8 protein-coding genes are annotated in these 25169 nt (G+C 61.5%); 5 read left to right on the forward strand and 3 right to left on the reverse strand.

The window, feature by feature from the left end; genetic code table 11:
* The first annotated feature begins 210 nt into the window (after positions 1-210).
* A complete protein-coding gene (locus ALQ04_RS08065) occupies positions 211-1527 on the forward strand; it encodes a diaminobutyrate--2-oxoglutarate transaminase family protein (RefSeq protein ID WP_122315232.1) in 1317 nt (438 codons plus the stop codon).
* 169 nt (positions 1528-1696) lie between these two features.
* Here the strand turns inward: ALQ04_RS08065 and ALQ04_RS08070 are convergent, their stop codons facing one another.
* Both ALQ04_RS08070 and ALQ04_RS08075 read right to left on the reverse strand, forming a co-directional pair.
* Positions 1697-3391 carry a cyclic peptide export ABC transporter gene (locus tag ALQ04_RS08070; protein WP_122315233.1) on the reverse strand — a complete coding sequence of 565 codons (1695 nt, stop codon included), beginning with the start codon at positions 3389-3391 and terminating at the stop codon, positions 1697-1699.
* 173 nt (positions 3392-3564) lie between these two features.
* Positions 3565-4626: a TauD/TfdA family dioxygenase gene (locus ALQ04_RS08075; protein ID WP_122315234.1), complete on the reverse strand. Its 1062-nt coding sequence runs from the start codon at positions 4624-4626 to the stop codon at positions 3565-3567.
* A gap of 332 nt (positions 4627-4958) precedes the next feature.
* Here ALQ04_RS08075 and ALQ04_RS08080 point away from each other — a divergent pair, with 332 nt between their 5' ends.
* Genes ALQ04_RS08080 through ALQ04_RS08090 form a run of 3 tightly spaced genes read left to right on the forward strand, consistent with a single transcriptional unit; the run spans position 4959 to position 9042 of the window.
* Positions 4959-6806 carry an amino acid adenylation domain-containing protein gene (locus tag ALQ04_RS08080; protein ID WP_122315235.1) on the forward strand — a complete coding sequence of 616 codons (1848 nt, stop codon included), beginning with the start codon at positions 4959-4961 and terminating at the stop codon, positions 6804-6806.
* Between the two features lie 17 nt (positions 6807-6823).
* Positions 6824-7768, forward strand: a complete 945-nt coding sequence (syrB2, locus tag ALQ04_RS08085) for a syringomycin E biosynthesis L-threonyl-[L-threonyl-carrier protein] 4-chlorinase SyrB2 (RefSeq protein ID WP_122315236.1) — start codon at positions 6824-6826, stop codon at positions 7766-7768.
* A gap of 59 nt (positions 7769-7827) precedes the next feature.
* Positions 7828-9042 carry an alpha/beta fold hydrolase gene (locus ALQ04_RS08090; protein ID WP_122315237.1) on the forward strand — a complete coding sequence of 405 codons (1215 nt, stop codon included), beginning with the start codon at positions 7828-7830 and terminating at the stop codon, positions 9040-9042.
* Positions 9043-9118: 76 nt separating this feature from the next.
* Here the strand turns inward: ALQ04_RS08090 and ALQ04_RS08095 are convergent, their stop codons facing one another.
* The gene (locus tag ALQ04_RS08095; RefSeq protein ID WP_122315238.1) at positions 9119-9736 is read right to left on the reverse strand and encodes an aspartyl/asparaginyl beta-hydroxylase domain-containing protein; all 618 of its coding nucleotides are present in this window, start codon (positions 9734-9736) and stop codon (positions 9119-9121) included.
* Positions 9737-10177: 441 nt separating this feature from the next.
* On the opposite strand from ALQ04_RS08095, the gene ALQ04_RS08100 reads away from it, so the two are divergent.
* A complete protein-coding gene (locus tag ALQ04_RS08100) occupies positions 10178-25168 on the forward strand; it encodes an amino acid adenylation domain-containing protein (protein WP_122315239.1) in 14991 nt (4996 codons plus the stop codon).
* Position 25169 lies beyond the last annotated feature (1 nt).

A 25169-nucleotide genomic window follows, 5' to 3' on the forward strand; every position in this document is an offset into this window, starting at 1 on the left:
TGATGCCCGGACGTTGCTCAGGCGCTCGACTACATTTCACGGCGTCATTGAAACGTTTGCCGCCATGACTGTCTGGCGCGGAAAGCGGGGACATTGCCCCGTGGGAAATTGTCCCTCCATAACCGCTGCAGCAAAATCGGGATCACATCACCCGAGCCGTGCAAACGCCTCGTACCGATGCCATTTCTCAAGGCAAACGAGTGACCGACTATGCAAGAGCTGAGCTATCTGAAAAAAGTCGAATCCAACGCACGGACGTATGCGGCCACCTTTCAGCGGCTGTTCGTCAGCGGCAATGGCTCACGCCTCAAGGACGACCAGGGACAGGAATACCTCGATTGCCTGGCCAATGCCGGCACCCTTGCCCTGGGCCACAACCCTGCGGTAGTCCGCGAGGCCGTGCTGCAATTTCTGGATACCGATCAACTGCAACAGGGGCTCGATCTGGCTACACCGGCCAAGCATGAATTCGTCCAGGCCCTGTTCTCGACCCTTCCCGAAGCGATGCGCAACAACAGCAAGATCCTGTTCTGCGGCCCCAGCGGTTCGGACGCCGTGGAAGCAGCCATCAAGCTGGCGCGCCATTACACCCAGCGCACCCCGCTGATGGCGTTTCATGGCGGCTATCACGGCATGACCGCCGGTGCCCTGTCGGCAATGGGCAACCTCAAGCCCAAGATCAATGCCGGAGCCGTCAACCCCGGTACGCATTTCCTGCCCTTTCCTTATGCGTTGCGCTGTCCGTTTGGCACCGACGGCTCACAGACCGATCAACTGTCCATCGAGTACATCCGCACGGTCCTCAGCGACCCCGAAGGCGGCGTGCAGAAACCCGCGGCGGTGATCGTCGAAGTCATTCAGGGCGAAGGGGGCTGTATTCCGGCTTCGGCGAACTGGCTGCGCGAGTTGCGTGAAATCACCCGGGAACAGGAAATACTGCTGATCATCGATGAAGTGCAGACCGGCCTGGGGCGTACCGGCAGCACCTTCGCCATCGATCACTCGGGCGTGATTCCCGACATCCTGGTGCTGTCCAAGGCGATTGGCGGTGGCTATCCATTGTCGGTAATCGTGTTTGCCGAACATCTGGATACCTGGGGCGCCGGCATGCATGCCGGTACGTTCCGCGGCAACCAGATTGCGATGGTGGCCGGCGCAGCGACGATCCGTCATGTGCAGTCGCAGAACCTGGCAGCCCAGGCAGCAGCACGCGGCGAACTGCTCGCCAGCGGCCTGCAGGACATTGCCCGACGCTACCCGGCACTGGCGCAGGTTCGTGGCCGTGGCCTGATGCTCGGTGTCGAGGTTACCCACCCTCGCGAAAAAGGACGCACCGGCGCGGGCCACTCGCAACTGGCCCGCGCCATCAAGCTCAATTGCTTCGAGAATGGCCTGATCATCGAAACCGGAGGACGCCACGGCGCCGTACTGCGCTTCCTGCCTGCGCTGACCATCAGCGAACAGGAAGTGGGGATGGTTCTGGAGCGTTTCGAGGATTCAGTTGCCCAGGCCTGCAAGGCGCATTGAGTCCGACATTTTCGCGGATGAGTCCGCTCCCACACTGTTGAACGGCCCCGTTTCACGGGACGAATTGATCGTGTGGGAGGAGCCAGTTCATTCGCGAACGAAACACCCTTTCTCTTTCTGCAAACCAAAAAAAGCCCGGCCAATCATGGCCGGGCCAGAACCACAAGCCTCAGGCCTGCTTGTCGCGAATCCCGCAATTGATATCGGACACGATCTGCCCGTCGGCCAGCTTGATGATCCGGTCGGCCAGCTGGAAGTACTGATCGTCGTGGGTAATGATCAGAATCGTCTTGCCGCGTCGTTTCAGATCGGGCAACAATTCTTCGTAGAAGAACCGCTTGAACGGTGGATCCTGGTCTGCGGCCCACTCGTCAAGAACGTAGACCGGACGGTCTTCCAGATAGGCACAGACCAGTGCCAGGCGTTTCTGCTGGCCATAGGAAAGCGCTTTCAGCGTCGAATAGCCGCTGCCCTCGATCTTGATCTTGTCCGCCAGTCCCAGAGTGGTCAGGTACTTCTGCGCCAGCGCGGTGCTGGCCTCCTTCTCGTCGGGACCGATCAGGCGGTTGAACAGATGGAAGTCGGAGAACACCGCCGAGAACATGTCCCGGTAATCGCTGCGGTTGCGGTCGCTGACGTCCACGCCGTCGAGCTGCACATGGCCCTCGCGCGGGATATACAGACCGCACAACACCTTGGCCAGGGTACTTTTTCCGCAACCGTTGCCACCGACGATATAAATCAGTTCGCCCGGATGAACGTCCAGGTCCACAGGTCCGAGGGCGAAACCGGAGCCGGCATCGGCATTCTGGTAATCCATCTTCACGCCCCGGAGCGAGATCGTATTCCAGGCTTTCTGCGGGAAGTGCAGCAGCTTGGGCGTCTCGGCCTCCACGACTTGAGGATGCTGGTCATTGATACCGAAGCCAAACTCCGCCAGGCGGGTACTGGCGACCCGGCCCTGGGCCAGAATCGGCATGGCGGTGACCAGCAGCGAGAGCGGCCCCATGATATAGAGCACGGCCAGGACGCTGGCGGTCAGTACGGCCGGGTCGAGAACCGCTACCTTGGGTGCGGCGAACAGCAGACAGCCCAGCAGCACGGACAGCGTCAATTGCCCGACATTGTCACCAGCCGTGAACCAGACGCGCTCGATGAAGTTGAAACGCGCCACCCGCGTCGAGGACGCATCGATGGCCGAGCGACTGAACCAGCTGCGGCGAATCCGGTTGAGCTTGAGCTCCTTGAGGCCGAATACCAGTGCATGGGTGTATTCGTTGAACGAGGTGAACTCGTCGCGTACCCGGCTCGACACCTTGACCCCACTGCTGAAGAAGTACAGATACAGCACCACACCGGCAAACATCAGGCTCAGGGTAACCGCCAGCACCACCCAGGACAGGTATGCCAGATAGGCAATACCGAACAGGAACACCGTCGACTCGACCAGCACCGTCGGCATCACCACCAGCGTGGTATTGAGCTGGGGGATGTCATTGGTAAGCATGGTCAACACGTTGGCCGGTCCGCGCTTGTCCACTTCTTCGAGAGGCGTGCCAAGGATCTTGCGGCACAGGGCAATACGCAGCCGGGTCATGATGCGCATGCTGGCATAGGCCGGAAAGAACGCTGCGGCATTGCGGAAGATGAACGCGACCGCACTCAGGCCGATAAACCAGTACAGCGTATGGGTACGCGAACCCTCCATATGGATCGCCTGGTTGATCACGTTGACCACGGCAATCGAAGCGACCCCGCTGATGACACCGGTAATCAGGGTAAAGAAGGTCAGCCAGGGATGGCTGCGCCATAACAGGCGCATGATCGAGCCCGGACTGGGCTTTTTCTCTTGCTCGTTGCTCATTGCTCAATATCCTTGCATGGACGGGCCAAGATGGCAGTACCGATCACGAATCGCTGGCATGGAGGCCCTTGAAATCCGCTCGGGTAAAACACTCGAATCAGGGAAACAGTGTACGGACGGCTTGTCTTGCGGCTGTCCCGGACTCCGAGTACAAACGCGCAAAACCACGCGCATTACTGGCGCGGCCAGATCGCGTCTCGCGTGGTCATCTCGCCCATTGCCACCGCGATCAGACGTGGCTCTTCATACGGATCGCGAGCATGCGCGACGAGCATGTTGTCGAGCATGACCAGATCACCCTTTTGCCACTGGAAGCGTACCGCGCAAGCCTCATAGGCCTCGCCAAGCAGCGCCATGACCTCATCCTCGATCGGAGTGCCGTCGCCGTAGCTGACCATGCGCGGCATGCGGTCTTCGCCAAACATGTCGAACAGGTCTTCGCGCATTTCCTCACCCAGGCAAAACGGGTGATGCAATTGCACCTGATTGAAAAACGCCGACTGGCCGGTGACCGGGTGCTGAATGACGGCCGGGCAATGGGTGTGGATCTGCAAGGTGTCGGCATCCAGCCACTCGAAGGAAGTGCCCTGTTCACGGCAACGGGCTTCGGCCACTTCGGGCAACTCGGTGCCGAAAAAACTCTGCCAGCTGGGCTCCACGCCCATGGTGAAGGTGCGGCTGTAGCGCAGCGCCTTGCGCTCGAATTTCTCGACCACTTCGGCAGGCAGGTGCAGCAGCATCTGACGAATGTCCACCAGTGGCGTGGCTCCGCCGACCTTCGACGGCAATTCGCAGTAGAACCACTGCTTGCGCGGCCAGCTTTCCAGGTGCGAGCTTTCGTTGTGATAGAGGATCATTTCCCGCTCAGGGTAAGGCGTCGAGCGATACACGTTGCGACCACCCTCCTTCTTCGGCAGATCGCCGTAGCCGCCATGCAGCCCCGGCGACAATGCCTCGGCAAAACTCTCGAACAGGGCCACGCTGTCTAGCCCGAAACCGCGAAACAGTATTGCTCCGTGACGGCACAGCAATGCCTCGATGTTCTCGCGGTTTTGCGCAGCCCAGGCCTGGGGATCCAGGCCTGTTTCGGACGGCTCGATCATTACTGGAAGACTGGCTGAAGGGTCGAGCAGCGAAAGGCGGACTTTGGCGTCGCTGCGACGGTCCGGCCAGTGCAGCGGCTCGGTATTTTTCGTCTGCAGGTCGGCAGGCGAAGCGCTGGTTTCAAGGTTCATGCATAACTCCCGGGCGATGGATATCGAGGGTCGCGCCTGATCGAGAAACCTCCCGTACCGGCACGCTTTGCGCCAGCATGTAAGCACCGCCCGCCGGGGCTGTCTGTCACCGCAATTGGGGACATTGCGGCGCATTCCATGCCCCTGTGCCACGTCCACGACTGTCCCCATTTCCCTCGACAGACACCATTCCGGGATCGGTGCTGAAATGCCTCCGCTACGCAAATACGAGCGGTTCGCAAGCACCTCACACACTTCGGTACGGGCTGCGCAACCTGGTTCTCCAATGCGTCGAGCGCACTGCAACTTGCGAACAAACAGGAGCGTTATTCATGCCGATCAACCAAACTGGCAAAGGGTCAGACAACCTGTCAGCCCCGCTGCGACCCGGCGTCTTGCTGCACGACTTGTTCAGCGCCAGGGCCAGAGAGTTTCCCGAAAGAACAGCGGTATCCGATGAAACCCGAGCCGTCAGTTACGCAGAGCTCGATGCGGCGTCTTCAGCACTGGCCGCCAGTCTGCGCAAGCGCGGAGTCAAGGACGGCAGTCTGGTCGGCATGTGCCTGGAGCGTGATGTTGACCTGGTGATCTGCCTGCTCGGCATTCTCAAGGCAGGCGGTGCCTACGTACCTGTCGACCCGTCCTATCCGGCCAAACGCATCGAACACATTGTCCAGGACAGCGGCCTGCAACTGATCGTCTGTTCCCGGGAGCTGTGTAGCATTCCCAGGAGCCCGTCGCTGCAAGTGCTGCTGCTCACCGAGCTGCTGGCAGAAAAGCCTGCAGGCGATTTCCAGGCCAGCACTGCCGATGCCACTCAGGCTCCGGCCTACGTGATCTACACCTCGGGCTCCACGGGCGAACCCAAGGGCGTACTGGTAACGCATGCCAACGTCAGCAGCCTGCTGGAAAGCACCCAGCGTGTTTACAACTTTACCCACACCGATATCTGGTCGATGTTTCACTCGATCGGCTTCGATTTTTCGGTATGGGAAATCTGGGGCGCCCTCGCCCACGGTGCCCAGGTCGCAGTCGTGCCTTACGAGATCTCCCGCTCGCCTGAAAACTTCAGGGCATGGCTGATCAGCAATCAGGTAACCGTCCTCAGCCAGACACCCTCGGCCTTTCGCGGTCTTGATGAGGCGGATCGTCAGGCTGCCAAACGCCTGTCGCTGCGCTATGTAGTGTTCGGTGGCGAGGCACTGCCGGCCACTGTTCTGCGTTCCTGGGTCGAGCGTCATGGCGACGCACTGCCAGCACTGGTGAACATGTACGGCATCACCGAAGCCACAGTGCACACCACCCACAAACGGGTACGCGGCCAGGACCTCGAAACCTCGGCCACCGTTTCTGTCGGGGCTGCGCTGGATGGCTGGACCCTGCACCTGCTCGACGAGCAACGCCAACCGGTCAAGGCTGGCGAGATCGGCGAGCTTTATATCGAAGGCGCCGGCCTGACCCTGGGTTATCTGAACCGCCCGGCGCTGACTGCCGAGCGTTTTGTAACCCTGCCCGACGGCACTCGCGCCTATCGCAGCGGCGACCTGCTCAAGCGTGACGAACATGGCGAATATCACTATGCCGGGCGCAGCGATCAGCAACTCAAGGTGCGCGGATTCCGTATCGAAGCCGGTGAAGTCGAAGCATCGTTGCAATTGAGTAACCGCATTTCTGCCAGCCACGTCACGGCTCATGACTATGGCCAGGGTGACCTGCGCCTGGTGGCCTATGTCGTTCCTGCCGATGGCTCACAGCAAGTGACCCAGGAACTGCGCAGCGAACTGGCCGCACTGGCCGCGCAACACCTGCCCGACTACATGCGCCCGTCGACCTACATTGCCCTGCAGGCCTTGCCGGTCACCGCCCACGGCAAGATCGACAAGCAACAACTGCCCTCGCCTCTGCAACACGACAGCGCTATCGGCAGTGACGATCAGAGTGGTCTGTCGGAGCAGGAGTTGCATGTGCTCAAGGTCTGGTCCGATGACATCGGCCTCAAGGGCATTGGCCTCAATGATGATTTCTTCGACCACGGCGGCACCTCGCTGGCCCTGATTCGCTCGCTCAGCCTGCTCAAGGCTCATTACAAGGTCGACCTCAACCCTGGCGTTCTCGCGGACGGAGCCACGGCCAAGGTCCTGGCCGACAGCATTCGTACCTCCCTTGCCAACGCTCATTGACCGAAAGGAACACGCACATGACTGAAGTAGCAATCAAGCGATTCCACCTTTCCAAGGAAGAACGCGCCGCTTTCGAGAAAAACGGTTTCATCGGCCCGTTCACGGCCTATGACCAGGATGAAATGAAGGAAATCTGGAAGCGCACCCGCCTGCGTCTGCTGGACCGCAGCCATGCGGCCTACCAGGACCTGGACGCGATTTCCGGTGGTACCAACATCGCCAACTATGACCGTCACCTGGATGACGATTTCCTCGCCGAACATATCGGCCGCGCGGAAATCTGTGACCGCGTGCAAAGCATCCTCGGCCCGGATGTATTGTGCTGGCGCACCGAGTTTTTCCCGAAATACCCGGGTGATGAAGGCACCGACTGGCACCAGGCCGATACCTTTGCCAATGCCTCGGGCAAACCACAGATCATCTGGCCGGAAAACGAGGACTTCGGCGGCACCATCACCGTCTGGACCGCATTCACCGACGTCAATATTGCCAACGGTTGCCTGCAGTTCATTCCCGGCACCCAGAACAGCATGAACTACGACGAAACCAAGCGCATGAGCTACTCACCGGAAACCGCCAACTCGGTGGTCAAGGATGGCGTGCGCCGTGGCTTCTTCGGCTACGACTATCGCCAGTTGCAGATCGACGAAGACTGGAAGCCGGACGAAGACAATGCCGTACCGATCCAGATGAAAGCCGGCCAGTTCGTGATCTTCTGGTCGACCCTGATGCACGCCTCATACCCGCACAGCGGCGAAACCCAGGAAATGCGCATGGGCTTCGCCTCCCGCTATGTACCGTCCTTCGTGCACGTCTACCCCGATTCCGATCACATCGAGGAATACGGCGGCAAGATCAGCCTGGAAAAATACGGCGCCGTGCAAGTGATCGGCGACTCCACGCCTGACTACAACCGCCTGGTGACCGAAACCACGCGCGGCAAGAAATTCAGGGAAGACTGAACCATCCGGCATTCGGGTAGGCGGGTCACCACAACATGTCTGGTAAGGAGCGTTTAACCATGTCCCATTTCACTGACGCGGCGACGCGCCTGTGCGAGGCAGTCAGGATGCTCAGGCATCTGGCGACCAACCTGCCCGAGCCGATTCGCATCGGCTTCCTCGGGGCCGGCGATGATCAACGGATCATCGCCGGCCCCGGCGTAGCGGCAACCCAGAAAGCGGTCAGCCTGGCTTTCGAGCGCCTTGGCGTTCGACATCTGGAATACAGCCATGACGCAATTACCCGGTTATCCTCCTTTGAGTTGTTCATCAGCCGGAAAATCAGTGCCGCGCTGGGTTTCAACTATGAATCGTTTGGCGTGGTCGAACCGGATCAGGCGCAACAGGCGCTTATCCAGGACTTCGACTTCAGCCCTCCTCTGCCCGGCATCGCCAGATCGAGCCTGATCACCCGCGACGGGGTTCTGCTGAACACTTACGCCAGTGCCGACCGGCAACTGCCGCCCATCGTCCTGGCCCTGCCTTGCGGCCTGCCCTTCGAGCTGTGTCGTGCCTGGTTCCAGGCACTGGGCGAACGCTATTTCGTGATGGCCTGGGAAACTCGCGGATTATTCGGCGCCTGCATCGATTTCGATCGCCTGGAGGTCGATGCCGACGCCCAGGTAGCGGACCTGTTTGCAGTCATGGATCATTTCGGCCATGACAGCGCGCACCTGATGGGGATCTGTGGTGGCGCTGCCATTGCCCTCTGTGCGGCAGCTTCCGACAGTGAGCGGGTACGCTCCCTGAGCCTGTGGCACGGCGACTATAATCTGGCCGATGACAGCCTGCGCACGGCCCACCAGCGCAACTTCGAGTGGCTGATGGAAGCCGCTGCCGCCGACCGCAACGAAGCCGGTGACCTGCAAATGCTTTTCGTCGATCAGGCCACCCTGGTCACCACACCGGAACCGATTGCCCATGTGGCGCTGTTTCCGTACACCAATGCGGAACTGTTCTACCGCTACTCGAAACTCAACGATGCACTGAACAAGACCGACCTCAATGCGCTACTCAAGCGGATCGGCGTGCCGGTCCTGGTAGTCGCCGGCGACAGCGACCAGACTACGCATATCGGTGGCTCGCGGCACATTGCCCAGGTCATCGACGGGGCACAACTGCATGTCGAGGAAAACGGCAGTCATCTGGCTTTCTTTGAACATGCCCCGAGTTCTCGTGCCACGGCGTTCCGCTTCATGGACCGGGTGGTGGAATCGGAGCCTGCGCTGATCTGAATCCAGCAAGGCAACTGTAACAAGGCCCCGGGCGGACAGCGTACGCTCGGGGTATTTTCATTCCGGCTGCAGCAGGTCAGGCCTGAGCGAGCATATGCTGTTCGCGATAGAACTCCATGTACATCACGGTCCGTACACCGCTTGATGCATTGACCGCGAAATGATCCAGCGAGCTGTCGAACACCACCAGGTTGCCGTTGACGCTCTGGCTGAACTGGCCGTTGACGTTCAGGTAGTTGTAGTTCTGTTGCGTCGGCGCATCGATGGTCAGTTGCATGTGCAGCAACCCTTCCTCCCAGGTGCCGCCGTGGGAATGGGTGCCGAGGAACACATTGGGCTCCAGGCGCAATAGCGCACACAACTTGATGCCCGGCGTGGCGCTCAGCAGCTCCAGGGTGCGCGGCATCGCGGCCTGGGCAAAAGGAATCGCCTGGTCGTAGGCCACCAGCGCGTATTGCGTCCAGTTGGTCATCAACTTGTCGTTGTCACCCCAGCCCCAGAGCCAGCCGTATTCGCCGCCGTTATTGACGTGCTCGGTCAACTCCTCGAAGAGTTCGGTGATGGATTTGTCTACACGATTTATTTCCAGCGTCGGCGCATCGAGAGCCAGAAACTCCTCGCGAATCACTTCCCAGTTACTGGCCAGATGTTCAAGTTGCGGAAAACGGCTGGCTTCATAAAACGACGGGCGCATGGCATTTCCTTCATCAGCAATCAGTTGAAAGACCTTCGGATGAGGTCGCTGCTTTTCGCCGCGCGAAGGCGCTGCGAGCGGGCCATTTGGCCTGCACCAAAAGGGGCTGTCTGCCACTGTATTCGGGTACATCGTCCCCGCTGCACGGCGCTTTGCAGCACCTGCCATTTGTCCCCACTTCCAGCGACAGACAGTCCGGGACCGATCCTCTAATTTTCAGGCATTGCTCCCCGGGAGCGCCCTGAATCCAGATACGGGATGGCTTGCTCGATTGCGCATGCCGGTCCCGATCAGCCGACCATCCGGGCGCGACCGCCGAGACGGTTTTTATTGATTGAACCTCATGATTCGTCACGCCGATGGGTAATGTCCGCATTGCAGCCTGCCTGCCCACCGCCCGTAGACGAGCCTTCACTGACTGCGCAATACAGGTGATCCGACATGGCCTCGTCCACTTCCCAGGTGCTTGATCAAGAAACCCCGGCGTACGGACTTGCCTCCGTCCAGCAAGGCATCTGGCTCGATCAGATGGCGCATCCCGAATTGCCTTACTACAACATCGGCATGGCGATGGAGATCCGCGGCGAGATCGATGTCCCGTTGTTTGAAAAAGCCATTCAGTTGGTAGCGGAGCGTCACGATTCCCTGCGCCTGAGTTTGGGTGTGCAGGACGGTGTGGCCTGCCAGCGGGTTCTGCCTCAGGTCGACGTGGCACTGGAAGTGGTGGATTTTTCAGCCGAGCAGAACCCGCAAGCCGTGGCCAGGGCGTACCTGCGGGAAGAGTTCCGCCGCCCTTTCCCGTCGCTGACCGGCGTGCTGTGGAGCGTTCGTCTGGTCCGTTGCGGGCCGCAACTGTATTACTGGCTGACCCGTTATCACCACCTGATGACCGATGGCATCAGCGTCATGCTGATGGGCCGGGCTGTCGAGCAAGCCTATAACGGCCTGCTCATGGGCGAAAACGACCCGCCCCAGGGGCCATCCTATCTGTCCTTTCTCGAAGAGGATCAGGGCTATCTGGAGTCGAGCCGCTTCGAGCGCGACCGCGGTTTCTGGCAGGAAGTATTCGCCGAATTGCCACCGCCGCTGTTGCAACAGCGCTTCGCCGTTCCAGGCAGCGGTATCGCCCCCAGCGCCCAGGCGCAAAGAATGATCCCACGCAAGCTGTTCAACGAGCTGGCCGATTTCGCCTCCGGCCAGGGGATGTCCCTGGCGCACGTGTTCATGACCGTGATCAGTACCTATTTCTGCCGGACCACCGGCGTCGACTCGATCGTGATCGGCATGCCGGTGCACAACCGCACCAATGCCCGACAAAAAGCCACGGTGGGCATGTTTTCGTCGGTCAGTCCGATTCGCCTGGAGGTCGACCCCCAGTCTTCGTTGATGGACCTGATGCAGGTCACGGCAGCCCAGTTGCGCCGTTGCTATCGGCACCAGCGTTTTCCGATTGCCGAACTCAACCGCACCTTGAAACTGGCCCAGCAAGGCCGTCGGCAATTGTTCGACGTGTCACTGTCGTTTGAAAGTCTCAATGGCGATGCGACGCTGGGCGGTCAGGAAACCGAAATCTTCACTCAGGACAACGGTTATGAGCGTCTGCCACTGGCGATCTTCGTCCGTGACTACCATGCATCCGACGACGTTTACCTGGACTTCAACTTCAACACTGCCTTTTTCACCCTGGAGGAAGTCCTGGTCATTCAGCAGCGCCTGCTGTCGATGTTCGAGGCCCTTATCGAGCATCACACGCTGCCCGTCGCGCAATTCCCGATCATGCCGCAGGCCGAGCATGATCACGTGTTGCACACCTTCAACGCGACGCAACGTGATTACCCACGCGATGAGCTGATCCATGCACTGTTCGAGCAGCAGGTCGAACGCACACCACTAGCCAGTGCCGTCAGCGACCACAACGGCCAGGCCCTGAGCTACGAAACCCTCAACCGCCGCGCCAACCAGCTCGCCCATCAACTGATCGCGCTGGGAGTGGTGCCGGATAGCCGCGTGGCGGTGGCGCTACGCCGTAGCAACGAACTGGTGATTGCCCTGCTGGCGATTCTCAAGGCTGGCGGCGCTTATGTGCCGGTGGACCCGGACCTGCCGGACAGCCGGCGCGACTACATGCTCGACGACAGCACGCCCGTGGCAATGCTCACCTCGCTGGCCTTGCAGGAGCAGGTCGCCCGCGCCGATATTCCTGTGTTGCTGGTGGATCAGCAAGTTATGGATCAGGACGTACTCGCGGATTTTCCGTCGAGCAATCCAAAGCCGCTGGAGCTGGGTCTGCAAGCCACGCATTTGGCCTATGTGCTGTACACCTCCGGCTCGACCGGCAAGCCCAAAGGCGTGATGAACGAACACCGCGGCGTGGTCAACCGCCTGCTCTGGGCCAGGGATGAATATCGGGTCAACGCCACGGATCGCGTGCTGCAAAAGACCCCATTCGGTTTTGACGTGTCGGTCTGGGAGTTCTTCCTGCCACTGCTGACCGGCGCTCATTTGTACATGGCCCGTCCTGGCGGGCATCAGGACCCGGCGTATCTGGCTCAGGTGATGCGCGAGCAGCAGATCAGCCTGCTGCACTTCGTACCCTCGATGCTGGAAGTGTTTCTGGAGCACGGCGACAACCAGGGCTTTGGCGCCTTGAGCCGTGTGCTGTGCAGCGGCGAAGCCTTACCGCGCAGCCTGCAGAAGCGTTTCGAGGAACAACTGGCGCCGGTGGAGCTGCATAACCTCTATGGCCCGACCGAAGCAGCCATCGACGTCACCGCCTGGCACTGCCAGCCGAGCGATCAGGGCGACAGCGTGCCGATTGGCAAGCCCATCGCCAATATCCGGATCTACATCCTCGATCCGCATGGCCAGCCGACGCCGGTGGGTGTCGCCGGTGAAATCAATATCGGCGGTGTGGGTGTCGCGCGTGGTTATCTGAACCTGCCGGAACTGAGTGCCGAGCGCTTTGTTAAAGATCCGTTCTCCAGCGATCCAGACGCGCGGGTCTACAAGACCGGCGACCTGGGCCGCTGGCTGGACAACGGCGCAGTGGAATACCTGGGACGCAACGATTTTCAGGTCAAGATCCGCGGTCAACGTATCGAACTGGGCGAGATCGAAGCCAAGCTGGCGCTGCACGAGGCGATCAAGGAAGCCGTGGTACTGGCGCGCGACGAGGCGTCCGGCGAGAAACGGCTGGTGGCCTACTTCACCTCAACCAGCGACGCACCGCTGGATATCCGTGAACTGCGCAATCACTTGCAGGATCAACTGCCCAGCTACATGGTGCCTGCCGTTTACGTCGGCCTGGACAGCCTGCCACTGACCGGCAACGGCAAACTGGATCGCGGCCGGCTGCCGGAGCCGACGCCACACGATGTGATCAGCCGTGGCTATGAGGCACCGCAGGACTATCTGGAAACCACGCTGGCCCAACTGTGGCAAAACCTGCTGAAAGTCCCGCAGGTGGGACGCCACGATCACTTCTTCGAGCTGGGCGGCCATTCGTTGCTGGCCATCCAGTTGATTTCCCAGATCCGCCAGCAGTTGTCCATCGAGCTGGACCTGGCCGAGCTGTTTGCACATCCGACCCTGGCCGAGCTTGCGCAAGTCGCGGCTTCGGCAGGCAGAAGCAGTCTGCCGGACATAACCGTGGTGGAGCGCAATACCGAGTTGCCGATGTCGTTCGCCCAGCAGCGCCTGTGGTTCCTGGCGCAGATGGAAGGCGCCAGCGAGGCCTATCACATGCCATCGGGCCTGCGCCTGCGTGGCGCCCTCGACAGCTCGACACTGCAGGCGGCCCTCGACCGTGTGGTAGCCCGCCATGAAGTGTTGCGTACCCGTTTCGTGCCCCATGCCGCACAGCAGGCGCTGCAAGTCATCGATGCCGAGGACACGGGGTTCAGCCTGAAGCACATCGACCTGTCGGGTCAGGTGGATGCCGAGCAGCAAATGCAGGTCCTGGCTCGCGAAGAAGCGCTGGCGCCGTTCGATCTGCAACAGGGTCCGCTGGTGCGTGGCACGCTGATTCGTCTGGGCGAAACCGAGCATGTGCTGCTGGTTACCCTGCACCACATCATCTCCGATGGCTGGTCGATCGGCGTACTGACCCGTGAAGTCGCCGCACTCTACGATGCGTTGCGCCAGGGACAGGCCGATCCGTTGCCGCCGCTTGCGCTGCAATATGCCGATTACGCCGCCTGGCAGCGCCGCTGGCTGAGTGGAGAGGTACTGGAAAGACAGAGCCGCTACTGGAAGCAAACCCTGGAAAATGCGCCTGCACTGCTGACCCTGCCCGGCGACCGACCACGTCCCGCCGAACAGAGTTACAACGGTGCCAGCCTGCCAGTGACATTTGACGAAGAACTGACCCAGGCGCTCAGGGCTTTGGGACAACGTCACGGCACAACGCTGTACATGACCGTGATGAGTGCCTGGGCAGCGCTGCTGAGTCGTCTTTCCGGCCAGGACGAAGTGGTGATCGGTTCGCCCATGGCCAACCGTACCCGCGCCGAAGTCGAGCCGCTGATCGGCTTCTTCGTCAACACCCTGGCCATCCGTATCGACACTTCGGAGCAACCCGATGTCGCTACGCTGCTGGCCCGGGTCAAGGCTCAAACCCTCGCCGCCCAGCGTCATCAGGACCTGCCGTTCGAGCAGGTGGTGGAGATCGTCAATCCGTTTCGCAGCCTGTCGCACACGCCGATCTTCCAGGCCATGCTCAGTTGGCAGGACGCAGGTGTCGGCCAGGCCACACTGGGCGAATTGCAACTGGAAGATCTGGGACTGCTGAACGACATTGCCAAGTTCGATCTGTCACTTGATCTGGGCGAAAGCAACGGTCGCCTGACCGGCAGTCTCGAATACGCCAGTGCCTTGTTCGATGCAGCGACTGTGCAGCGTTATATTGGCTACTTCGAGCGCATCCTGCGGGCCATGGCCGCAGACGACACTGTGCTGCTGAGTCACATCGAACTGCTTGATGCCAGTGAGCGTCAGCGCCTGCTGCATGATTTGAACCCGGCGGTTACGGCTTACCCTCACGATCTGACCATCCAGCGTCTGTTCGAGGCGCAGGCCAGCGCACGCGGCCATGCGCTGGCGGTAGCCTTCGAGGAGCAGCGCCTGAGCTACAGCGAACTCAACCGGCAGGCCAACCGCCTGGCGCATAAGCTGATCGGTCTTGGGGTGCGCCCCGATGATCGGGTGGCAATCTGCGTCGAGCGTAGCGCCCGGATGGTGGTGGGCCTGCTGGGGATTCTCAAGGCTGGCGCCGCCTATGTACCGCTGGACCCCGATTATCCTGCCCAGCGCATTGCCTACATGCTGGAAGACAGCACACCTTCGGTGCTGTTGAGCGAGCAGAGTGTGCTGGAGCGCGTGCCGCAGTTGTCGATCCCGCTAGTACTGCTGGATGAGCCCCTTGCAGGCCGCGATGACAATCCGTCGATTGCCGAGCTGCGATCCAGCCATCTGGCCTATGTGATCTACACCTCCGGCTCGACCGGCAACCCGAAAGGGGTCATGGTCGAACACCGCTCGCTGGTCAACTACAGCCTTGACGCGGCGCGGCTGTTCGAGCTGAACAGCCGCGACACCGTGCTGCAGCAGAACACCCTGAACTTCGACCTGTCCATCGAGGAAATCTTCCCGGCACTGCTGGCCGGCGCCACTCTCAAGCCGACCCGCAGCCTGTTCGGTACCCGGCAAGAGGAAGACGAACCCGTCGCCAGCATGCTGCACATGACTGCCGCACACTGGCACACCATGGTTGCCGAGTGGCATCTGAATCCAGCGCTGGCCGAGCGCCAGTTGCAATACGTGCGCCTGATCAACGTGACCGGCGATGCATTGTCCGCCCAGAAGTTGCAGCAGTGGGAAACCATCCGCCCGGCGCATGTGCGACTGGTCAATACCTATGGCCCGACCGAAGCCACGGTTTCCTGCACCGCTGCTTATGTCGAAGGCTCGGCCGAAGGCAGCGAAGCCAGCGGCAACGCCACCATCGGCACGCCCATGGCCAACACCCGCATCTACCTGCTCGACGAGCAACATCAGCCGGTGCCATTCGGCGCCGCGGGGGAAATGTTCATTGGTGGCGACGGCGTGGCCAGGGGTTACCTGAACCTGCCGGCCATCACCGAAGAGCGCTTTCTCGCCGATCCGTTCAGCGAGCAGACCGATGCGCGGATGTACAAGACCGGTGATCTGGCTCGCTACCTGCCGGACGGGCGCATCGAGTATCTGGGACGCAATGACTTCCAGGTCAAGGTGCGCGGTTTCCGCATCGAGCTGGGAGAAATCGAGGCTCGCCTGGGCAGCCTGCCGGGTATCAAGGAAGCCGCAGTCGTTGCTCGCGCTGACGCCAGAGGAGAAAAGCGTCTGCTGGCCTACGTGGTTCCGCGCCAGGGCCATAGCGTGGATGCCTCACAACTGCATGCGCAGCTGACCCCGCTGCTCGCCGAATACATGATGCCCGCCGCATTCGTGAGCCTGGCGGCATTTCCGCTGACCGCCAACCGCAAGCTCGACCGACAGGCGCTGCCTGAGCCGAGCGCCGAAGCCTATGCCAAGCGCGCCCACGAAGCACCACAAGGGGCCACCGAAATCCTGCTGGCACAGGTCTGGCAGCAAGTGCTGGGCCTTGAACAGGTCGGCAGAAACGATCACTTCTTTGCCTTGGGCGGGCACTCGCTCAAAGCTGTCAGCCTGATCGAGCGCTTGCGCGAACAGGGTCTGTCGGCGGATGTGCGGGCGGTATTCAGTGCGCCATTGCTGCGTGACATGGCTGCGGCCATCGAGAGCAGCAGCCAGTCGCTGTTCGTAGCGCCACAGAATCTGATTCCTCAAGACTGTACGGCGCTGACGCCGGACATGCTACCGCTGGTGCAACTGAGCCAGCAGCATCTGGATACCCTGGTGGATCGGGTCCAGGGCGGCGCGGCAAATATCCAGGACATCTATCCTCTGGTGCCGTTGCAACAGGGCATTCTCTATCACCATATGCTGGGCCATGAAGGCGATGCCTATCTGGTGCGTTCACTGATCGAATTCGACGACCGCGCCCGTCTGGATGCCTTCCTCGACGCCTTGCAGCAGGTCATCGACCGTCACGACATCCTGCGCAGCTCCGTACAGTGGAGCGCTCTGCCGCAGGCAGTGCAAATCGTTCAGCGCCAGGCCACGCTGCCGGTAGAAACGCTGTCCCTCAAGGGTGACGAATCGGCGCTGCAACAACTGCAGAAGGCCAGCGACCCGCGTCACTTGCGCATGGACCTGACCCGTGCGCCGCTGCTCAGTGCGCGGATCGTCCATGACCCGCAATCGCAACGCTGGCTGCTGGCCCTGCTCGACCATCACCTGATCAGTGATCACGTCAGCCTGGCGATCATTCTCGAAGAGATCCAGACGATCATGCAGGAGCGCGGCGAGTTCCTGCCCGCGCCGCTGCCGTACCGCGATTTCGTCGCCCAGACCCTGGCCAGTCCGGCAGAGCTTCATGAAGGCTATTTCAGCGAACGTCTGGCGCAGATCGATACACCGACCGCACCTTTCGATCTGCTCGACGTGCAGGGCGACGGCGCCGATGTCAGCGAGATCAGTCAATACCTGCCAGCCGCCCTGGGTCAGGCCATCCGTGAACAGGCCCGGCGCCAGGCCGTGACCCCGGCCGTGCTGTTCCACGCTGCCTGGGCACAGGTGCTGGCGCGCTGCACAGACCAGAGCGACGTGGTATTCGGCACCGTGGTGTCGGGCCGTCTGCAAGGTTCGTCCGGCTCGGAGCGAGCGCTGGGGGTGTTTATCAATACCTTGCCGGTGCGCATCAGTGTCGGCGGGCAAACTGCAGGCGAACTGCTCAGGGACGTCGCCCGCGATCTAGGCCAGTTGCTCGGCCACGAACAGGCTTCGCTGGCGCTGGCCCAGCGTTGCAGCGGTGTACCGGCTTCCATGCCGCTGTTCACCACCCTGCTCAACTATCGCCATCAGACCGATGGTGGCTCGCTGGCCAACGATGAAACCGTTCTGCAGTGGGACGGCGTGAATTTTATCAGCAACGAAGCGCGCACCAACTACCCGATCGAAGTCGCCGTGGCCGATGAAGGAGAAGGTTTCTCCCTGACCACCCAGGCGGCTGCGGGCGTCGATCCGCAGCGTGTCGCCAGCTACTTCATCCAGGCGGTCAACGCGCTGGTCGAGGCACTGCAACAGGCACAACAGCAACTGGCAGAAACGCTCGACATCCTGCCCGAGGCCGAGCGGCAACTGGTGCTCAACGGGTTCAACCAGACGGCCAGCGATTTCGGCACGCCACGGCTGTTGCAGAGCCTGTTCGAGGAGCAGGTTCTGGCCCGGCCGGACGCCATCGCTCTGGTGCACGAGCAGCAACAACTCAGCTACGCGCAGCTCAACCGCCGGGCCAACCAGCTCGCCCAGCGCCTGCTGGTGCACGGCATACAGCCCGAACAGCGAGTGGCCATCTGCGCCGAACGCGGCGTCGAGATGATCGTCGCCCTGCTCGCCGTGCTCAAGGCTGGCGGCGCTTATGTACCTGTCGACCCCAACCACCCGACGGAGCGGATCGCCTTTATTCTCAAGGACAGTGCCGCCAAGGTACTGCTCTGTCAGCAGGCCCTGACCGCACATATGCCGGCAGCCCGCTATTGCCCGGCACTGATCCTGCTCGACGAGCACGATCCGCTGACCATCGACAATGACCCGCAGTATGACGAGAACTTCGATCCGGAATCCCTTGGCCTTAGCCCCGAGAACCTGGCCTATGTGATCTACACCTCAGGTTCCACCGGGCAATCCAAGGGCGTGATGGTCGAGCACCGTTCGGTATTCAACTTCAGTCAGGTCATGGCCAGAACCACCCATTCCCACTGCCCGGCACAGGCCAATGTGGCGCTCAATGCCGGTTTCTACTTCGACATGTCGATCAAGGGCATCGCCCAACTGCTGTTTGGCCATCGGCTGATCATCATTCCACCGCTGATCCGCGCCAGTGGCCACGAATTGCTGGATTTCCTGGAACAGCATCAGGTCCATGCCTTCGACTCGACACCTTCGCAACTGGACACCCTGCTGGCAGCCGGTCTGCTGGAACGCAGCAGCTATCAGCCCGTCAGCGTACTGCTCGGCGGCGAAGCCTTGAATGCCGCCACTTGGGACAAACTGCGCCAGAGCCGGAACATCCATTTCTACAATATGTACGGTCCGACCGAATGTACGGTCGATGCTTCTTTGGGGCTGATCAGCGAACTGGGCGAACGTCCAAGTATCGGCAAGCCTTTGGCCAATATGCAGGTGCTGGTCCTCGACCGTCGCGGCCAGCCAGTGCCGGTGGGCGTGACCGGCGAGCTGCATATCGGCGGTGCCGGGGTCGCTCGTGGTTACCTCAACAATCCGCAAATGACCGCCGAGCGGTTCTTTGCCAACCCGTTCTCCGATGATCCCCAGGCCCGCCTGTACAAGACCGGCGATCTGGGACGCTGGAAAGCCGACGGCAGCCTGGAATACGCCGGACGCAATGACTTCCAGGTCAAGATCCGTGGTTTCCGTATCGAACTGGGCGAAATCGAAAGCGCGCTGCTGGCCTGCCCGGCAGTCCGTGAAGCGGTGGTGATTGCCCGTGAGGACAATCCGGGCGAAAGCCGCCTGGTGGCCTACGTCTGTGGTGAATCTACATCTGCCGAAGAACTGCGCGCCCTGCTGCTCAATCGGCTGCCGGAATACATGATCCCCAGCGCCTTCGTGCAGCTGGCAGCCATGCCGCTGACCGCCAACGGCAAGCTGGACCGTCGCGCCCTGCCCGCTCCCGGTCAGGAGGCACTGGCCAGCCGCACGTATGAAGCGCCGCAAGGCGAAGTGGAACAGGCGATTGCCCAGATCTGGCAGGACCTGCTGCATGTCGAGCGGGTCGGCCGCAATGACGGGTTCCTGGAGCTGGGTGGTCATTCGCTGCTCAGCGTTCAGTTGCAGGCCCGTCTGCACACCGAACTGGGCGTTGAAATCGATCTGCGCACACTGTTTGCCCAAGCCTCTCTGCAGGACCTGGCGGCCTATGTCGCCCAGGCCGATCAGTCGTCCTCGCAAGCCATTGCGCTGGCGGACCGTCAGCAGCCGCTGCCGGTTTCACTGGCCCAGCAACGGCTGTGGTTCCTCGACCAGCTGGACCGCAACGCCAGTGCTGCCTACCACATCCCGGCGTTGTTGCGCCTGAGCGGCGAGCTGGACCGCAACGCTCTGCACCGCGCACTGGCCAGAATCGTTGAACGCCACGAAAGCCTGCGTACCACCTTCGAGCGACATGGCACGCAAGTCCGGCAGCATATCGCGGCCGCCGACACCGGCATCACCATCAGCGAAACCACGCTCGGCCAGCCGCTGGACAGCCTTGCCCTGCAACGCATGGCCGAGGAAGAAGTGGCCAGGCCCTTCGACCTGGCCAAAGGGCCACTGGTCCGGGCGCATCTGGTGCGCGTGAGCGATGATCAGCATCTGCTCTGGGTGACTCTGCACCACATCATTTCCGACGGTGCTTCGCTGGGTGTGCTGATCGACGAATTCAGCGCGCTTTACAGTGCCTTCGTCAGAGGCGAGGCCGATCCATTGCCGGCCCTGGCTATCCAGTATGCCGACCATGCCGTCTGGCAGCGGCAGTGGCTGTCGGGTTCACGCCTGCAGGCGCAGAAGGATTACTGGCAGCAACATCTGCAAGGCGCACCGACCCTGCTGGAGCTGCCCACCGACCGCCCTCGCCCATTGGTCCAGAGCCATGCCGGCGGACAGTACAACCTTGTGCTGCCCAGCGAGCTGACTGCCGGACTGCGCGCCCTGAGCCGCCGCCATGGCAATACCCTGTTCATGACGCTGATGGCCGGCTGGGCTGCCTTGCTGTCACGCCTGAGCGGACAGACCGATATCGTGATCGGTACTCCGGTCGCCAACCGCCAGCGCGAAGAAACCGAAGGTCTGATCGGTTTCTTCGTCAATACCCTGGCGATTCGCGTGCAACTGGACGACGAACCAAGCGTCACGCAACTGTTTGAGCAGGTCAAAGCCAGCACCCTGGGGGCTTTCAGCAATCAGGAGCTGCCTTTCGAGCTGGTGGTGGAAACCCTCAATCCGGCGCGCAGCCTGGGCCACAGCCCTTTGTTCCAGAGCATGCTGGCGCTGAAAAACGCTGACGCCGAATCCGCAGTGCAACTGCCAGGTCTGATCCTGAGCGCCGAGGACTATCAGCACCAGAGCACCCAGTTCGATCTGTCGCTGTCTCTGACCGACGATGGTCGCGACCTGACTGGCAGCGTGGAATACGCCAGCGATCTGTTCGACCACAGCACCATCGAGCGCTTCATGGCGCATTTCCAGACCTTGCTCGGCGGTCTGCTGGGCAACGATCTGCAATCGGTCAGCCGCTTGCCGGTGCTGACCGAGGATGAGCGTGAAGAGTTGCTGCATGGTTTCAATGCAACCGAACGGCCACTGCCCGGCAAGCCGTGCATCCATGAACTGTTCGAGCAGCAGGTAAACAACCGGCCCGGGCAACTGGCGCTGATCTTCGAGGGCCAGCAACTCAGCTATGCCGAGCTGAACGCCGAGGCCAACCGCCTGGCCCACTATCTGCTGGCCACAGGCATCCAACCCGATGACCGCGTAGCGCTGGCCATCGCCCGCGGTCCGCGTCTGATCGTTGCGCTGCTGGCGATCCTCAAGGCGGGTGCAGCCTATGTGCCGCTGGACCCGGCCTATCCTGCCGAGCGCCTGGCATTCATGCTGCGTGACAGCGCGCCACGCGCCTTGCTCTGTGAGCACGAAGCCTTGCAGCGTCTGGGCGAACTGCCTGCTGGCCTGCAATTGATTACCCTCGATGACGAGCTCCAGCCATGGACCGGCCTCGATGACAGCAACCCGGATGCGGCGGTACTGGGGCTGACGGCCTCGAACCTGGCCTATGTGATCTACACCTCCGGCTCCACCGGTACGCCAAAAGGCGTGATGCTTGAACATGCCGGCCTGCATAACGAAGTCGCGGCGATCTGCAAGCTGACCGGGCTGAGTGCCGGCGAACGCTCGCTGCAATTCGCCTCGGTCAACTTCGATGCCTCCACCGAAGAGATTTTCGGTGCGCTGGTCAGTGGTGCCACGCTGGTCTTGCGCAGCGATGCCTGGCTGACCTATGCCCGCAATTTCTGGGCGCTGTGTGCGCAAAACAGCCTGAATGTGGTGAGCCTGCCCACACGTTTCTGGCAGCAACTGGCTCAGGACCAGGAAACGCTGATTCCCGAGCACGTACGGGTCGTAGTGATCGGCGGCGAGGAAGTCAGTACCGAGGCTGTACAACAGTGGTTTGCACGTCCGGGCCATACACCGAGGCTGCTCAATACCTACGGGCCGACCGAAGCGACCATCGTCACGACTGCGGCCGAGGTCCAGCCCCGGGAGATGCCGGATCGCAGCATTGGACGGCCGCTGGACAATACCCGGGTTTACGTCCTTGACCGGCATGGCGAGCCGTTGCCCATCGGGGTAGTCGGTGAGCTGTATATCGGCGGTGCCGGGGTCGCCCGTGGCTACCTCAACCAGCCGCAACTGAGCGCCGAACGTTTCCCGGTCTGCCCGTTCAGTACCGATCGGCAGCGCATGTACCGCACCGGCGACCTGGGTCGCTGGATGCCGGACGGCACCTTGCAGTTCCTTGGCCGTAACGATGATCAGGTCAAGATTCGCGGCCTGCGCATCGAACTGGGTGAAATCGAAAACGCTCTCGCTGCCTGTCCGGGTGTGCGTCAGGCGGTGGTACTGGCCAGGGACGACAGCCCCGGACAGAACAGGGATCTGCGACTGGTCGCCTACCTTTGCGGCGAACCACTGGCTGTGGAGCAATTGCGCGCACATCTGCTGGAACGGCTCCCTGAGTTCATGGTGCCCAGTGCCTTCGTCCAGCTCGACGCCTTGCCACTCACGCCCAACGGCAAGCTCGACCGCCGGGCCTTGCCGGCACCCGATCAGCAGGCTTTCACCAGCCGTCGTGACGAAGCGCCCCAGGGCGAAACCGAAATCGTGCTGGCCAGGCTCTGGGAAGAACTGCTGGGGCTGGAAAAAGTCGGTCGCCATGACCGCTTCTTCGAGCTGGGCGGTCACTCGCTGATGGCGGTCACGCTGATCGAGCGCCTGCGCCAGCTGGGCCTCAGTGCTGATGTGCGCAACGTATTCAGCGCGCCAAGCCTGCATGAACTGGCCGCCACCTTGCAGCACGGCAACGTCTTGCAGTTCGAGACACCGGCCAACCCGATAAAGGCCGGTTGCACGGAGCTGACTCCCGATCTGCTGCCGCTGGTTGAAATCAGCCAGTCGCATATCGACCATATCGTCACGCAGGTGCCGGGCGGCGCGGCCAATATCCAGGACGTCTATCCGCTGGTGCCGCTGCAACAAGGCATCCTGTTCCATCACCTGCTGAGCGAGGAAGGCGATACCTATCTGGTGCGTTCGGTCCTCGAATTCAGCGAGCGAGCAACCCTCGATGCGTTCCTTGGGGCGCTGCAACAGGTGATCGACCGCCATGACAGCCTGCGCACCTCGGTGCACTGGAACGGCCTGCCGCAACCGCTGCAGGTGGTACAGCGCACTGCACGACTGACCGTCAACAACCTGGAATTAAGTGGCGACGACATCCGCGGGCAACTGGACCGCGCCACCGAGCCGAGACGTCAACGTATCGATCTGGGCCAGGCACCGCTGATCCACGCCCACGTTACCCATGATCCGCACGCGCAATGCTGGCTGCTGACCCTGCTGGACCATCACATCATCAACGACCATGTCAGCCTGGGCATTGTCCTCGACGAAATCCGCACGATCATGAACGGCGACGGCGCTCAACTGGCCGAGCCACAGCCTTATCGCGAGTTTGTCGCACAGACCCTGGCCAGTCCCGTCGAACTGCATGAAGAGTACTTCCGCAGGCGGCTGGCGGACGTGGAAAGCCCGAGCGCGCCATTCGACATCCTCGATATGCAAGGCGACGGTAACGATATCCAGAGCCACAGCCTGACGCTGGACGAGGACTTCAGCCAACGGCTACGCACCCAGGCCCGCAGCCGCGGCGTGCTGCCGGCTGCGATCCTGCATGCAGCCTGGGCAATGGTGCTGGCGCGTGGCACTGGCCGCGACGATGTGGTGTTCGGCACCGTGGTCTCAGGCCGCCTGCAAGGCGGTGCCGGAGCACAGAGCGCAGTGGGCATGTTTATCAATACCCTGCCGGTTCGCGTGCAACTGGCTGGCTACAACGTCCATGAGCTGATCGATGCCACGCATCAGGACTTGAGCGAGCTGTTGGGCCATGAACAGACTGCACTCACCACCGCCCAGCGTTGCAGCAGCGTCGACAGTGGCCTGCCGCTGTTTACCAGCCTGCTCAACTATCGCCTGCATACCCAAGCTGCCAGAGGGCTGGCGGACTGGCCCGGCATCCGGGTGCTGACCGACGTCGATAACGGCGACTATCCAATGTCGTTGTCGGTGGACGAGTATCCGCAGCACCTGACGCTGACCCTGCAAAGCGTGCCGGCCATAGGTGCGCAGCGTATCGCCGGGATGACCCTGAAGGCCTTGACCCTGTTGGTCGAGGCTCTGGCGGACAATCCCGACACCACGCTTGCCGAACTCGATCCGCTGGCGAACGAAGAGCGCCAGCGGGTACTGGCCGAATTCAACCGGATGCATGCCGATTATCCGCCGGGCTGCAGTCTTCACCAGCTTGCTGAAGCACAGTCACCCGGCCAGCCGGTCTCGAACAGCAACATCTATCTGCTGGATCCGCACCTGCGGCCAGTACCGTTCGGTGTCACGGGCGAAATGTACATCGCTGGCCATGGAGTCGATCCGAGTCTGGACGCCAGCCATGCCGAACGATTCCTCACCGACCCGTTCAGCGCCGCAGCCGATGCGCAGATGTACAAGACCGGCGACCTGCTGCGCTACAGGCCCGACGGCAGCCTGGAATTCATGGGCCGCAACGACGCTCAGGCCAGAGCGTCGGCGAGCGCCAACGGCAAGCCCGGGCGCCGACAGTTGCAAGCCTCCGCCCAGCGCGCCCACGAAGCGCCCAACGGCGAAACCGAGCAATTGCTGGCGAACATCTGGGCCGACCTGCTCGGTTTCGAGCGTATAGGCCGCAACGACTCGTTCTTCGAGCTGGGCGGACACTCGCTGACCGCCGTGCAACTGAGCCTGAGGATTCGCGAAGAAACCGGCGTCGACGTTCCTCTTCGCTCGCTGTTTGAACAGAACTCACTGATGGCCCTGGCCGATCACATCAACACCTTGCAACTGGCGCTGTACGACGCCGACGACCTGCTCGCGCTCGAACAGGAACTGGCTTTGCTCTCTGAAAGCGACCTGCTCGCTATTGTCTCCAAGGATGCCTGAA

Origin of the sequence: Pseudomonas cichorii, from assembly GCF_003700275.1 — a bacterium.
Taxonomy (GTDB): Bacteria; Pseudomonadota; Gammaproteobacteria; order Pseudomonadales; family Pseudomonadaceae; genus Aquipseudomonas; species Aquipseudomonas cichorii_B.

What these genes read in the sequence shown, in the direction of transcription:
- ALQ04_RS08065 (WP_122315232.1), top strand. Translation starts at nt 211, where the DNA reads ATGCAAGAGCTGAGCTATCTGAAAAAAGTCGAATCCAACGCACGGACG.
- ALQ04_RS08070 (WP_122315233.1), bottom strand. Translation starts at nt 3,391, where the DNA reads ATGAGCAACGAGCAAGAGAAAAAGCCCAGTCCGGGCTCGATCATGCGC.
- ALQ04_RS08075 (WP_122315234.1), bottom strand. Translation starts at nt 4,626, where the DNA reads ATGAACCTTGAAACCAGCGCTTCGCCTGCCGACCTGCAGACGAAAAAT.
- ALQ04_RS08080 (WP_122315235.1), top strand. Translation starts at nt 4,959, where the DNA reads ATGCCGATCAACCAAACTGGCAAAGGGTCAGACAACCTGTCAGCCCCG.
- syrB2 (WP_122315236.1), top strand. Translation starts at nt 6,824, where the DNA reads ATGACTGAAGTAGCAATCAAGCGATTCCACCTTTCCAAGGAAGAACGC.
- ALQ04_RS08090 (WP_122315237.1), top strand. Translation starts at nt 7,828, where the DNA reads ATGTCCCATTTCACTGACGCGGCGACGCGCCTGTGCGAGGCAGTCAGG.
- ALQ04_RS08095 (WP_122315238.1), bottom strand. Translation starts at nt 9,736, where the DNA reads ATGCGCCCGTCGTTTTATGAAGCCAGCCGTTTTCCGCAACTTGAACAT.
- ALQ04_RS08100 (WP_122315239.1), top strand. Translation starts at nt 10,178, where the DNA reads ATGGCCTCGTCCACTTCCCAGGTGCTTGATCAAGAAACCCCGGCGTAC.